Annotated in this window: 11 protein-coding genes; 5 read left to right on the top strand and 6 right to left on the bottom strand. The window is 40.6% G+C overall.

Annotated elements, in window-relative coordinates:
* Positions 1–125: 125 nt before the first annotated feature.
* A complete protein-coding gene (gene typA / locus HPE56_RS09735; RefSeq protein ID WP_188243587.1) occupies positions 126–1,922 on the bottom strand; it encodes a translational GTPase TypA in 1,797 nt (598 codons plus the stop codon).
* A gap of 165 nt (positions 1,923–2,087) precedes the next feature.
* Between typA and kdsA the strand changes: the two genes are divergently transcribed.
* Positions 2,088–2,909, top strand: coding sequence for a 3-deoxy-8-phosphooctulonate synthase (gene kdsA / locus HPE56_RS09740; RefSeq protein WP_188243588.1), 822 nt, complete (start codon positions 2,088–2,090; stop codon positions 2,907–2,909).
* 39 nt (positions 2,910–2,948) lie between these two features.
* A complete protein-coding gene (locus HPE56_RS09745) occupies positions 2,949–4,679 on the top strand; it encodes a sulfatase family protein (protein ID WP_188243589.1) in 1,731 nt (576 codons plus the stop codon).
* On the opposite strand, the gene HPE56_RS09750 is transcribed toward HPE56_RS09745, so the two are convergent.
* Positions 4,657–5,124: a hypothetical protein gene (locus HPE56_RS09750; RefSeq protein WP_188243590.1), complete on the bottom strand. Its 468-nt coding sequence runs from the start codon at positions 5,122–5,124 to the stop codon at positions 4,657–4,659. The two genes, HPE56_RS09745 and HPE56_RS09750, sit on opposite strands and share 23 nt — an antisense overlap.
* A 375-nt stretch (positions 5,125–5,499) precedes the next feature.
* Between HPE56_RS09750 and HPE56_RS09755 the strand changes: the two genes are divergently transcribed.
* Genes HPE56_RS09755 through creD form a run of 3 tightly spaced genes read left to right on the top strand, consistent with a single transcriptional unit; the run spans position 5,500 to position 7,798 of the window.
* Positions 5,500–6,108: a hypothetical protein gene (locus HPE56_RS09755; protein WP_188243591.1), complete on the top strand. Its 609-nt coding sequence runs from the start codon at positions 5,500–5,502 to the stop codon at positions 6,106–6,108.
* Positions 6,109–6,405 carry a winged helix-turn-helix domain-containing protein gene (locus HPE56_RS09760; protein ID WP_188243592.1) on the top strand — a complete coding sequence of 99 codons (297 nt, stop codon included), beginning with the start codon at positions 6,109–6,111 and terminating at the stop codon, positions 6,403–6,405.
* Between the two features lie 49 nt (positions 6,406–6,454).
* Entirely contained in the window at positions 6,455–7,798 is a 1,344-nt protein-coding gene (gene creD, locus HPE56_RS09765; RefSeq protein ID WP_188243593.1) for a cell envelope integrity protein CreD, read from the top strand.
* Between the two features lie 45 nt (positions 7,799–7,843).
* Here creD and HPE56_RS09770 read toward each other — a convergent pair whose 3' ends face one another.
* The 4 genes from HPE56_RS09770 to HPE56_RS09785 all read right to left on the bottom strand — a co-directional run bounded on the left by HPE56_RS09770 (position 7,844) and on the right by HPE56_RS09785 (position 12,627).
* Positions 7,844–8,740, bottom strand: coding sequence for a DUF6999 family protein (locus tag HPE56_RS09770; RefSeq protein WP_188243594.1), 897 nt, complete (start codon positions 8,738–8,740; stop codon positions 7,844–7,846).
* Positions 8,741–8,751: 11 nt separating this feature from the next.
* Entirely contained in the window at positions 8,752–10,632 is a 1,881-nt protein-coding gene (locus tag HPE56_RS09775) for a beta-ketoacyl-ACP synthase III (RefSeq protein WP_188243595.1), read from the bottom strand.
* Positions 10,629–11,246, bottom strand: coding sequence for a sterol desaturase family protein (locus tag HPE56_RS09780; protein ID WP_188243596.1), 618 nt, complete (start codon positions 11,244–11,246; stop codon positions 10,629–10,631). Before HPE56_RS09780 ends, HPE56_RS09775 begins: the two co-directional genes overlap by 4 nt.
* 178 nt (positions 11,247–11,424) lie before the next feature.
* Positions 11,425–12,627, bottom strand: a complete 1,203-nt coding sequence (locus HPE56_RS09785) for an NAD(P)-dependent oxidoreductase (protein ID WP_188243597.1) — start codon at positions 12,625–12,627, stop codon at positions 11,425–11,427.
* Between the last annotated feature and the right edge of the window lie 490 nt (positions 12,628–13,117).

Raw genomic sequence — 13,117 nt, forward strand, 5'->3', positions numbered from 1 at the left:
AGAAATCATTTACTATTTAAGGAATTCAGTCGCAACCCATCCTATTATCTTTCAAATTATAGCAATAAAAAGGCCCTGACGGTATCATCAGAGCCTTTTTTCTTATAGAATAACATCAAGTAGTTCTAAGCGGTCTTATTACGCTTACGATCCACTTCTGTCAAATATATTTTACGCAATCTCAAGAATTTTGGGGTCACCTCAACATATTCATCCTTTTGAATATATTCCAAGGCCTCTTCCAAAGAGAATTTAATGGCAGGCACAATTTTAGCCTTATCATCAGCTCCTGAGGAACGTACGTTAGACATTTTTTTGGTCTTGGTGATATTGATGGTCATATCATCACCACGTGAATTTTCACCAATAACCTGTCCTTCATAGATATCTTCTCCCGGATCTACAAAAAACTTACCCCTATCCTGTAATTTATCAATAGAGTAAGGAATGGCCTTACCTGTCTCCATAGAAACCAAAGATCCATTTTGTCTTTGTGGCACATCGCCTTTCATAGGCTGATACTCAAAGAATCTATGCGCCATAATTGCCTCACCCGCTGTGGCGGTCAATAATTGGTTACGCAACCCTATGATACCCCTTGATGGAATAATGAACTCACAATGCATACGGTTACCTCTAGCTTCCATACTGGTCATTTCCCCTTTACGAATGGAAACCATTTCTACAGCTTTACCGGAAACTTCGTCTGGCAAGTCTATCGTCAATCGTTCAACAGGCTCACATTTAACACCATCGATCTCCCTGATGATTACTTGGGGTTGTCCAATCTGCAATTCGTAGCCTTCCCTTCTCATGGTCTCTATCAATACCGAAAGGTGCAATACCCCACGGCCAAAAACCATAAACTTATCGGCACTATTGGTTTCTTCAACACGTAGAGCCAAATTCTTTTCCAATTCCCTTTCCAGACGCTCCTTGATATGTCTTGAAGTCACATATTTACCGTCCTTCCCGAAAAACGGACTATCGTTAATGGTAAAAAGCATACTCATGGTAGGCTCATCAATAGCAATTGTTTTTAAGGCTTCAGGATTTTCAAAATCGGCAATGGTATCCCCTATTTCAAAACCTTCAAGACCTACAATCGCACAGATATCACCGGTTATTACTTCTTTAACCTTTAATCTTCCAAGGCCTTCGAAAGTAAATAATTCCTTTATTCTTGATTTTACGATACTACCATCGCGTTTTACCAAAGAAATCTGTTGTCCTTCCTTTAGGCTTCCCCGCTGCAACCTACCGATCGCGATCCTACCCGTAAAGGAAGAAAAGTCCAATGAGGTAATCAGCAGTTGGGTATTCCCTTCTTTAGGTTCAAATGTGGGTATATGTTCAACCACCATATCCAATAACGGCTCAATGGAATCTGTTTCATTTCTCCAATCATCGCTCATCCAGTTATTCTTGGCTGAACCATAAATTGTTGGAAAATCCAATTGCCATTCCTCGGCACCCAATTCATACATCAAATCAAAAACCTTTTCATGCACTTCCTCAGGGGTGCAATTTTCCTTATCTACCTTGTTGATCACCACACAAGGTTTCAAACCAAGGTCGATAGCCTTTTGCAATACAAATCGCGTTTGTGGCATAGGCCCTTCAAAAGCATCAACCAACAACAACACACCGTCGGCCATGTTCAATACACGCTCCACCTCACCACCAAAATCGGCGTGACCAGGGGTATCGATAATATTGATCTTGGAACCCTTATAGACTACCGAAACATTTTTTGAAACAATGGTAATTCCACGTTCACGTTCCAAATCATTATTGTCCAAAATCAGGTCACCTGTGTCCTGATTGTCCCTAAATAGGTGACAATGATGCATAATTTTATCCACCAAGGTGGTCTTACCGTGGTCTACGTGTGCGATTATCGCGATATTCTTTGTTGACATAACTTTTATTTAATAGCTTGGCTATTTTCAGCGCGCAAAGATACTGCTATTTTTTGTAGTTCGTCACAAAAGAACCTTAATTCTTATTTAATTGATTCTGAGAGAGTTCAATCAAGATTATTTAGCACCAAAAACCCGTATCTTTGGACCGAAAATCCATACGCCATGAAACTTGACGAAATTCCACAATTAAAATATACCACAAACAGCAATTTCTTTCTACTTGCCGGTCCCTGCGCTATTGAAGGTGAGGATATGGCTTTGCGCATAGCCGAAAAGGTCGTAACGATAACCGATAAGCTGGAAATCCCTTATGTTTTCAAAGGAAGTTTCAAAAAAGCCAATCGCAGTCGTGTAGATTCCTTTACCGGTATAGGCGATGAAAAAGCGCTAAAGATTTTGCGTAAGGTATCGGAGACTTTCAAGGTGCCTACGGTAACCGACATCCACGAAATATCAGATGCCCAAATGGCGGCCGAATATGTCGATGTCTTACAGATTCCCGCTTTTTTGGTTCGCCAGACCGATTTGGTAGTGGCAGCAGCCCAAACAGGCAGGGTGGTGAACTTGAAAAAGGGACAGTTCATGAGTCCGGAAAGCATGCAACACGCCGTTAAGAAAGTTACGGATTCGGGGAATGGGCAAGTTATGCTTACCGATCGGGGCACCATGTTCGGGTATCAGGATATGATCGTTGATTTTCGGGGAATCCCCACTATGAAACAATATGCCCCTGTAGTCTTGGATGTGACACACTCCTTGCAACAACCCAACCAATCTTCCGGAGTTACAGGAGGTAGACCCGATATGATAGAGACCATTGCCCGGGCAGGTATTGCCACCGGGGTAGACGGACTCTTTCTAGAAACACATTTTGATCCCGCCAATGCCAAAAGCGATGGGGCCAATATGCTGCATTTAGACCATTTGGAAAAATTATTGACCAATTTAGTGGCACTTCGTAAGACCGTGAACGCTCTAAAATAATACAAATTACTTACATTGGGGCACCTATTAAACCAGCCTATGAAACGTATTAACGCCTATTCGATCTTAATACTTTTTATCTTTCATACAAATGCCTGTAAAGAACCTAAAACGGATACATCCAAGACAAAAAGACCCAATATCGTCTTTATCATGTCCGATGACCATGCGTACCAAGCCATAAGTGCGTACAGTGACAAACTGATACAAACGCCGAACATCGATCGGATTGCCGATGAGGGTATGCTATTCAGCAATGCCTGTGTCACCAACTCCATTTGCGCTCCATCACGTGCCGTAATCCTGACAGGAAAACATTCGCACATGAATGGGAAAATCGACAATCGCTCCCCTTTTGACACCACCAATGTCACCTTTCCCCAAATTCTCCAAGAATCGGGCTACCAGACCGCCATGTTCGGAAAACTACATTTTGGCAATAACCCGAAAGGATTTGATGAATTTAAGATACTTCCCGGACAGGGAGATTACTACAACCCAACGTTCATCACTTCAAAGGGCGATACGACGATTACGGGGTATGTTACCGATATTATTACCGACTTGACCTTGGACTGGCTAAAGAAACGAAGAAACCCTGACCAACCTTTTCTATTGATGTACTTGCACAAAGCCCCACATCGATCATGGTTGCCGGCCGAACGGCACTACAAGGAATTCACCCAAAAGACCTTTCCATTGCCCGAAACCCTGTTCGATGATTATAAAACACGTGGTGAAGCGGCCAAAACGGCCGAGATGAATATTTTGAACCATATGGTCTTGAATTACGACAACAAAGTCCTTCCTGGGATTATAGAGGAGTTACAGATTGAAGACCGTAAATTGCACGACCCCTTGGAAAGAATGAACCCCACCCAGAAAGCCGCCTGGGACGCCATATACAACCCGATAAACGAGGAATTCAAAAATGCTTATCCGACCATGAACGATTCGACCCTTATGGTTTGGAAATACCAACGCTACATGCAGGATTATTTAGGAACCATTGCAGCCGTTGACGAAAATGTCGGTCGTTTATTGGATTACCTTGATGATGAAAAACTTTCTGACAATACCATTGTCGTTTATACTTCGGACCAAGGCTTTTATTTGGGGGAGCACGGTTGGTTCGACAAACGTTTTATGTACGACGAATCATTCAAAACGCCTTTGTTGATTAGGTGGCCCAATGAAATCACCCCTGGGACCACGTCGGATGAAATGGTACAAAATTTGGATTTTGCCCAGACCTTTCTGGAGATTGCGGGCGTAATACCCCCCAACGATATGCAAGGTGAAAGCCTCGTCCCTTTACTAATGGGCCAAAAGGAAAAATGGGACCGTGATGCCGTGTATTACCATTACTATGAATACCCGGCCGAACATGCCGTAAAAAGACATTACGGTATTGCTACAAAAAAGTACAAGTTGATCCATTTTTATTACGATGTGGATGAATGGGAATTGTACGATCGGGAAAAAGACCCCACTGAAACCAACAATGTTTATGATACTCCTGAATATGCCAAGATCCAGAGCGATATGAAGCTGAAATTGGATGAAATTCGGAAAAAATACAAGGATTCTGATTCGCTTAGCAATGGTTACCTACAATGGTACAAGGATGAAGGTTGGATTGATTGGTTGTTGGCTACTGAAAGGCATATCCACTATACCCTGTCAACATTAAATGGTAATAAATGGCAAAAGGCGTTTTTCCCTGAATTATCGCTTTCCATTGCCCTTATTCACAGATGGGCAGTATAAAAGAGCCCTCAAAAATGCTTTCTTCCGCTATGGAGCTCGCTGACCGGTTCAATTTCATTTTTCCGGTAATCTCTGTAGCACTCAATGCAATTATCTCCACAGTGTTATCGATATTATTGAAAGGTATATCGTCCCCATCTTGGTCAACGATATTTATATCCTTAAAAACACCTACCCTATTGGGGACAACTGCACCAATTCTTAATTCAAAATCAAAAATCGAATCATCGCAATCGGCTAGAACATTCGTAAGATTAAGGCTAATACCGGGTTCATCATCAAAAGTAGTCGTATTAAAGGCTTTCCCTCCCTTAAAGGTAAATGGCTTTCCCTGTACGGTACCTGTCAATACTTGATCCTTAATGCCTTCCGAATCATTTTCTTCGTCACTGGAACAACCTAGTCCAACAACAGTTAACAGTAAAAGCAATACTATTTTTTTCATGATCAGGGATTTAACATTTTGTAATTAACGTAAAACCCCATCTAAAAGTATAAGTGTTCTTGATTTCCGTATTCCACAACCATCCATGTACCCATTGTACTATATCCTTTCATCAAACTTCAATATAAAACAGGTGCAATCCATATGCGGGAATTAAAAACGTTCACGGTAAATCAAACAAAGAAGATAAACTGATGTTGTTGTAGTTGAATAAATTCCATTCCTATTTGTCCCCAAATTACCCATCCGACTAAAACAGTAACCATACTACCCCCTGCAATTAGTATCCCATGCCACTTCCTCTGTATCTGATTAAAAGAATAATTAGGAATCCTCGAAATAAATACTAACTTTGTTTTTCAAAGTACTTTTAAAATGGAATCAAAAAAATACCTTGATGATATAACGGAGATTAAAGCTCTCATGACCCGTTCTTCCCGATTTATATCCCTTAGTGGCCTATCGGGAATACTGGCGGGCCTATATGCGATAACCGGAGCAATACTGGCCTATATCTTTGTAATGCCGGAAAGTGGGGAATATGTAACCTTACATAGTTATAAATTCAGATACCTTATTGCCATTCTCTTGGCTGTTGCAGCATTAAGTATTATAACCGCATTTCTCCTGACCACCAGAAAAGCCAAAAAAAACAAGGAAGCTATATGGGATATGACCACAAGAAACCTATTGGTCAATTTCTTGATCCCTCTTCTTACAGGAGGTATCTATATTATTATAAAACTAAATAGCCAACATTATGGACTTACGGCATCACTGATGCTTATATTTTATGGCCTGGCTTTGGTAAATGCCTCTAAATACACCTTGGGAAACGTAAAGTATTTGGGATATTCTGAAATCATCCTTGGATTGATCTGTGCAGCCTTGCCTGGATATGGACTTTTGTTTTGGGTGGCAGGATTCGGCATTTTACACATCATTTATGGGAGTATGGTTTACTTTTTAGAAGAAAAAAAATAAATGGGTCTCATTGATAACATCAATAAGCTTTTTGATCATCGGATACGGCTGGGCATCATGTCTATACTGATGGTGAATGAATATGTTGATTTCAACGGATTAAAGGAATTGTTAAACGTCACCGATGGAAACTTGGCCAGTCATACCAAAACTTTGGAAAATGCGGAGTACATAAAAATTGAAAAATCCTTTATCGGCAAAAAACCCAATACAAAATATGCCATTACCCCTTTGGGTAGAAAAGCTTTTCAGAAACATATCAATGCCCTTGAACAAATAATTAAACAACACGGATAATTTTTTTATCAATTTACTTTGTTTTTCAAAGTACTTTCAAATATAAAATATGGAAACAAAAAAGCAAAAAATCGGAAATTGGTTCAGAACAAGTATCTCGGCTAGAATGTTAGTGGTCGGATTCATTTTTCTTATTCTTCTTATTCCCCTTGGATTTGTCAAGGATTTAATTCGCGAACGTGAAACCAGACAAGTTGAAGTAATTGAAGAAATCAATGAAAAATGGGGTAACGAGGTTATATTAAATGGCCCTATTATCAAAGTACCTTATAAAACCTATACTGAAGAAAAGATCTTTGATGAGAAGACAAAAACCTTCATGAAGAACTACAAAGAGGTCTTGAACCATGCCTATTTACTCCCCAAAACACTTGACATTAACTCTAATGTAAACACCAAACAACTAGAACGTGGCATTTATGAAACCGTAGTTTACTCCTCTGATATCACAATGGAAGGAACATTTTCCGAGTTCGACTTTTCTACTACCGATATACCTAAAGAAGATATTGATTGGGAAAAGGCCACACTTCTTTTACAAACTTCAAATCTCAAAGGTATTCGAAATGAAATACGAATATCGATGAATCAAAAAGATCATACTTTAAAACCTAAATTCGATGAAGCCTATATGAGCACCTTGGAATCCGGGTTCATAAAAGACCAATTGAAAGGCAATGGTGATTCAAACTTCTCACTAAAAATAAAAATAAATGGTAGTGAGGCCCTTCGTTTTGTGCCTGTTGGGGCTGAAACCTCGGTAAGTATGTATTCGGATTGGCATTCCCCTAGTTTCAATGGAAACTACCTTCCCAACGACGAAACCAAGAAAATTACAAATCAAGGATTTGAGGCTCATTGGACCGTACTTGAAACGAACCGGCAATTTGGACAGCAGTTCTTTAACAACCTACCCAACTTAAATAAATTCGCCTTTGGCACCAGTTTGATAATCCCTATAGATGACTATCAAAAAACAGAACGAACCAGCAAATATGGTATCCTGATCATTGGACTAACCTTATTGGTATTTCTTTTGATTCAAATAATCAGTAAAATCCCCATCCATCCTTTTCAGTATTTCATGATCGGTTTGGCGTTGGTAATGTTCTATACCTTATTGATATCTATATCTGAACATCAAAACTTTCTACTGGCTTATTTTATCGCAGGTATAGCAGTCGTAGGTTTGATTACCGCGTACTCTAAAACTATTTTGAAAAACAAAAAATTCCCTTTACTGGTTTTGGGCTCATTGTCGGCATTATATGCTTTTATCTTCGTAATCATTCAATTGGAGAATTATGCGCTATTGGTAGGAAGCATAGGTTTGTTCATAATCTTGGCAATCGTTATGTTCACTTCCAAGAGAATCGACTGGACCAATCAATAATCCATCTAATAAAAATCAACTTGCCACCCTGCGGTAGGGTAAATTTCAGACAGCCACAGGATCTTGGGTCATCTTCTTTTTCGCATCGACCAATAGGGCATGCAAAATCTCTGTTGAGAGTCCATGCAAAGTAAGACGAAAAGCAGCTCCGTACGTAGGCAAGGGAATCATAGGATGCTTGTTATTGAGTCCGATCAATTTTTCGGGACAATCCATTATTGTTGTCGCATAGATTCCAATGACCTCATCTAGTTGCAATGAATTACTGGCCCTCCAAAAATCATTGTCGGTCAGGAAAAACTGATAGACCGGAGTGAATATCTCAATAGCCGTGGACAAATCCATGAAATTGGACCATTTGTCCCTAAAATCCTCGAAAGGTATTTCCCCTTCGGTCAGCGCACTAAAATCAGGTCGGTCAACTTTTTCCACTTTCAATCCTTTTTCAGCAATAGCTGCATTAAGATTGATGATAAAATTATACAGATTCAGGTCATGCTCCAGGAACAGGTCATCCTTTACTTCATTCACTGACAGTGGTTTTAGCGGATTCATGGGTATTTCCCCAGCGCCCTTGACATTGTCCTTTATAAACTTCAATATTTCCGAACCCAGGTAAAAATGCCTTAATATCAGATAATTAGCTTCCGGACTAACCATGTATTTCATACCTAGGTACAACGATTTGTGCAACAATTTCGGAGCATTTATGAGATTTGGGGAAATGGCCTTGAAAAGTTGCATCAAAATGATAAAGAACCTAGACATCACCCTTACGAAGGGCAACAGAAATTGTCTTGACTTCCTACCCGAATCATAAAGAAAAGCCGCTTTGGCGTCCGCACTGAAAGGAATACTTTTATCTAGATAAAGCGTATGCCAATGACTGGGATCCCTCGGGTCATTTTTCATATTCTCAAAATACTCACTCTTATGCAGCATAGGTCATTTTTTCAATAGTTACCGATTTCCTTCAATTGCATACGATACAATTTGGCAACGACCTTGGCGGTCTTCAGTATTTTATTTGCCAACTCTTGGGTCAAGGCATCTGAATTTATCGCATTTTCAAAACGCTCAAAATGGTTTTCGTTGCTATCGCTAATCTCGTGATAGGTAAAAAAGGAAACCTGATCATCATTCAAATGTAATAATTGTTGTACTGCCCTACCCCATTTACCAGCGATTCTGTTACCGAGCCCTTCAATAATGAACATGGCCCCTAGCAGATCAAAGGGGTTTGGTTTACTTGCGGTATGGAACATGAAAGCACTCAGTGCTTCACTTCCGATATTTTTCTCCCCACTGTAGAGTTCCTCTTTTGATCCTCCACAGTTGATATAATTTTTTTCCAGCATTTGATAATCACGGTGTTCATCCCTTGAATGGGAAATAAAGGAAGACCGTACATCGAAATATTCCATACTCACGTTCGAGGCGGCTCTGGCAATCCATTGGGATCCGTCGACCACTTGGTGTCGAAGGTTGAACAATAAGAGTCGATATTCCTCAAGTGTGATCGTACCGTTATATATCTTCTTAATAATCGGCACCCTGCGAAGGTCGTTTTCAAAATCCACCCAGACAGAAGTCAACCCCCTGACCAACCCTTCTTGTATGGGTTTTCCTTGAGTCGAAATCGAGGGGGCCAAAATTTCATCTTCGTACATCAAAGGCAACTCTTTCTTAGCGCTGGTTCCCTCCACCACCGTCAGCATCATAAACGAAGTAATAAACCGACCACTCTCAGGAACCATACAAAGAATCTTTTGGCCATCTTTAAGGTCTTTGTTGTACAATAGCTCTTCAAGCATTATAAAGATAGAGGCCGACCCTGTATTACCTTTTGTATGCAGATTGGTAAACCATTTTTCCTCGGGAATTTCGACACCGCCCTTTTGCAATAGGTCCAGTATCGGTTGCTTAAAATATTCCGAGGAATAGTGACAGAGAAACCAATCCAAATTTTTGGGATCTACCTTCCCTTCATCTATCAATTGAAAAAAATGTTGAACCCCCAAGCCCACGATATTGTTCACCAGACGAATATCTTGCTTAAGATTGATCGCCCCAGCCTTATCGGCCGCTGTAAAATTTTTATAATCGATCCATGATTTCCCCTGTCCGCCTTCATCGTTCTTGTTCATTCCCGCATACATACAAGGCTCAAAAAGTGTCGCATGCGATTTCAGTTCTATCCATTCCATTTTTAGGGAAAATGCGTCCTTTTTAGGTTTGTCCTGTAGTAAAAAGGCACCGGCCCCATCGGAAAGCATCCATCTTAAAAAGTCCGTTTCCAAGGGAAGTGACCCTTTTTCGGAGACTAAATCCTGATTTTCGAAACGTTGTGCCTTAAACATTCTACTTGCAAGTTCCCCCGCACAGGCGACCGCATTATCCACTTCACCGGAGCCTACATGCATAAATGCATTTTTAATGGCCATCATACCTGCGGCGCAGACACTTTGATGACTGGCTATGCCACAAATCGGCAATTCGGATTCCCCGTGCACCATGCTTGCAAAACCGGGAATGGGAAGATCCCCTTGTGTCGTGGCTGCACTCAAAAATTGAATGGCTTCTTTATCGATTGTACTTTTTTGCAAACATTCATTTATGGCCTTTACGGCCATACCTGCTACCGATTCTGTAGTTTCTTGGTCCTTGCCCAAGGCATAATAACGGTTCTTGATACCGTTTTGGGCCAGCATCCTACTTTTGCTTCGCGATGGTTTGCCATTGATCATCCCTAGATAGTTCTCCATCTCATCGTTATCTATAGGATTCCCTGGTAAAAATTTGCCAATGGCGTTTATGTAAACAGGTCTACTCATTTCATTTTATTTTTCGGTGTCGTTGTTTTAAAGCACATATCCAGATAGGGCAGCATAAAACCGAAATTACCTTTACTCCATTTATGGTGCATCGTATGTCTGAATGTAAATCTACCCAAATAATCGGGGTTTTTGGACGTTTCCGTTTCATGGTTCCAATGGCCTAAAAAGTTGAGCAAGATGCTCATTATCGGCAAACTTAATATGGATATGATATGGAAGGAATAAACAAGTATTGGTATAAAAATAACGGCGCCTAAGAGAAAAGCCTCGAACCAATGAAAACTATATACCGAATATAAGGTGGGTTCCCGGGATTCATGATGCTTGTAATGCACTTTCATAAAAAACCATTTCCGGTGCAGGAGCCAATGACTGGCATAAAAATAGATTTCGTTCCAAAGGAACAAAACAGGAATTTCCCAAAGTAGGTTCAAAGTTCCTGTATGAGCAAATTGTACGGCCCCATGTTGATACAATATTTGCAGGGGAATGGCCTGCAGGGCGAATATCAATATACTCACCATAGCGTTTTTGATCTCAACCTTTTCTTGTCCAGCTTTTTTGTAATCAACAATGGGACGAAGAACATTCTTCTCTTTTAAAATATTCAAAAGGTTCCGCATCAGGAAAATCCCCCCAAAGTATAGTACTGAAAAAAACAGGAAGGTAAACATGAAAGTTAACCACCATTCCGAAAAAACGTACGCTATGATCGAATCTATCATAAAAATACCCAATACCTTTTAAACGTTCAAATTCCGGTTGACGCACCTATGAACTTGACCATATTCACTTCCCATCCACATAATCCTGTAGATAAGCATAACGTTCGGTCAATTTTCCGTTTTGTGTCATACGGGCACGTTCCAGGACCCCATCCTTATCCTTATTGAAGAATGCGGGAATCACATGCTTTACAAAAGCCTCCCCAAACCCCCCACTGGCATCCCTTGGCAGTTCGGCTGGCAGGTTGTCCACTGCCATAACCGCTATGGCATTTTCTTTTCTAAAATCGGTTTCGGATTCCGATTGGGGATCATACCCGTAAATGGGGTCGGATATGGTCGATGCCCTTAAGGTGCTCGCTACCGGTCCATCAATATCACAACTGATATCAGCGACGGTGTTTATCTTGAATTCCGGTTGTTTGGCGTCATCCCGAGTGAAAAGATAAGGTGCCCCATCACCATGGAAATGACCGGCTATAAAGAAATCGGTTACTTTCGTAAATCGTAAAAAGTTAGATCTATACTCCTCTGGATTTGCGAAAAAATCGGCTTTATTACCACGTACACCGTCTTTTCGTTTATTATAATCCGAGGCATCAATCTGGCAATATACCGGCTCCTTAAAATCTTCCTCCAAATATTCATGGACATTGACTTTTCGCAAGCCCATACCATCGAGCATTTCACGGGCGCCATTACCTACCCTCCCCCTACCGGTAAGCAATATCTTTATATTGGGCAATGTTATTTTGTTCAACTCCTCGATCAAAGCCTTCTGATCTTTCACCAATTCCGCTTTCGGCATCTTATACAAGTTGTTTTTTAAACCGTAGGCACGAAAGCCATTATAGGCACCCACTATACCGGCATACCTACCAAAGGCCACCAAACGCACCCCTTTATCATTGGTAATGACCTCATGGTCGTACATTTCGATATTCTTGTCAAGTATGGCCCGTAACAAGTTTCTGTTGTACGGCTGCTTTTTAATGGTGTGGGAAAAGAAAAAATATTTCTTATTGGGAATCAGGTTTTTGATAGGTACTTCCTTTACCCCCAAAAGAACATCACATTCTTGCATTTTGGAAGCTACTTGAATACCGGCATCGCGATACTCGGCATCGGTAAAAACCCGAATGGGGGAAGGTTCTACCACGATTTGAGCGTCCTTATAATGGGAAAGGACTTTTTGACATGCCCTTGGTGACAGGACCACACGCCTATCTGGTGGGCTTTTACGTTCTTGAATGATTCCTATTCTCATAAATCGTAATTGGTATAAAATTTGTTCTAATGTAAGTGGAATTGTATGGGTACGCAAATTTTTCGGGCATTGCCAGATAAATGTTATCTTTGCTGCCCGCGTTAGGGATTGAGGTGAGTACCGTGTACTGCCGAAAGCCCGACCTGAAATCCTGCAAGGTTTTAAAAACCTTGTAGGTATTGAAGGAAACGCCCAGATAACCTCGATTCACCATTTGAAAACGAGGTTCTCGAAGCAGTTTAAGTTTAATGAAAAGGGAACAGAAAAAGGTTCTTTGGAAGAAAGGAACGTAGATTGAATCAGTTTCTTGGAAGAAAGGAACTAAAATAAGTTCCTTGAAAAGGGAACCGAAGAAGTTTTTTGAAAAGAAAACAAAATAGTTCCTTGAAAGGGGGACAGAAAAAAGTTCATTGAAAAAAAAGATGGGAAAATCCAATCCTGATGAAAATTCGGGAATGCATTTGATCCTGACGTTCGCCTAAAGGCTCAG

This window comes from Maribacter aquimaris, assembly GCF_014596745.1.
In the GTDB taxonomy this organism is placed as follows: domain Bacteria; phylum Bacteroidota; class Bacteroidia; order Flavobacteriales; family Flavobacteriaceae; genus Maribacter_A; species Maribacter_A aquimaris.

What these genes read in the sequence shown, in the direction of transcription:
- typA (WP_188243587.1), bottom strand. Translation starts at nt 1,922, where the DNA reads ATGTCAACAAAGAATATCGCGATAATCGCACACGTAGACCACGGTAAG.
- kdsA (WP_188243588.1), top strand. Translation starts at nt 2,088, where the DNA reads ATGAAACTTGACGAAATTCCACAATTAAAATATACCACAAACAGCAAT.
- HPE56_RS09745 (WP_188243589.1), top strand. Translation starts at nt 2,949, where the DNA reads ATGAAACGTATTAACGCCTATTCGATCTTAATACTTTTTATCTTTCAT.
- HPE56_RS09750 (WP_188243590.1), bottom strand. Translation starts at nt 5,124, where the DNA reads ATGAAAAAAATAGTATTGCTTTTACTGTTAACTGTTGTTGGACTAGGT.
- HPE56_RS09755 (WP_188243591.1), top strand. Translation starts at nt 5,500, where the DNA reads ATGGAATCAAAAAAATACCTTGATGATATAACGGAGATTAAAGCTCTC.
- HPE56_RS09760 (WP_188243592.1), top strand. Translation starts at nt 6,109, where the DNA reads ATGGGTCTCATTGATAACATCAATAAGCTTTTTGATCATCGGATACGG.
- creD (WP_188243593.1), top strand. Translation starts at nt 6,455, where the DNA reads ATGGAAACAAAAAAGCAAAAAATCGGAAATTGGTTCAGAACAAGTATC.
- HPE56_RS09770 (WP_188243594.1), bottom strand. Translation starts at nt 8,740, where the DNA reads ATGCTGCATAAGAGTGAGTATTTTGAGAATATGAAAAATGACCCGAGG.
- HPE56_RS09775 (WP_188243595.1), bottom strand. Translation starts at nt 10,632, where the DNA reads ATGAGTAGACCTGTTTACATAAACGCCATTGGCAAATTTTTACCAGGG.
- HPE56_RS09785 (WP_188243597.1), bottom strand. Translation starts at nt 12,627, where the DNA reads ATGAGAATAGGAATCATTCAAGAACGTAAAAGCCCACCAGATAGGCGT.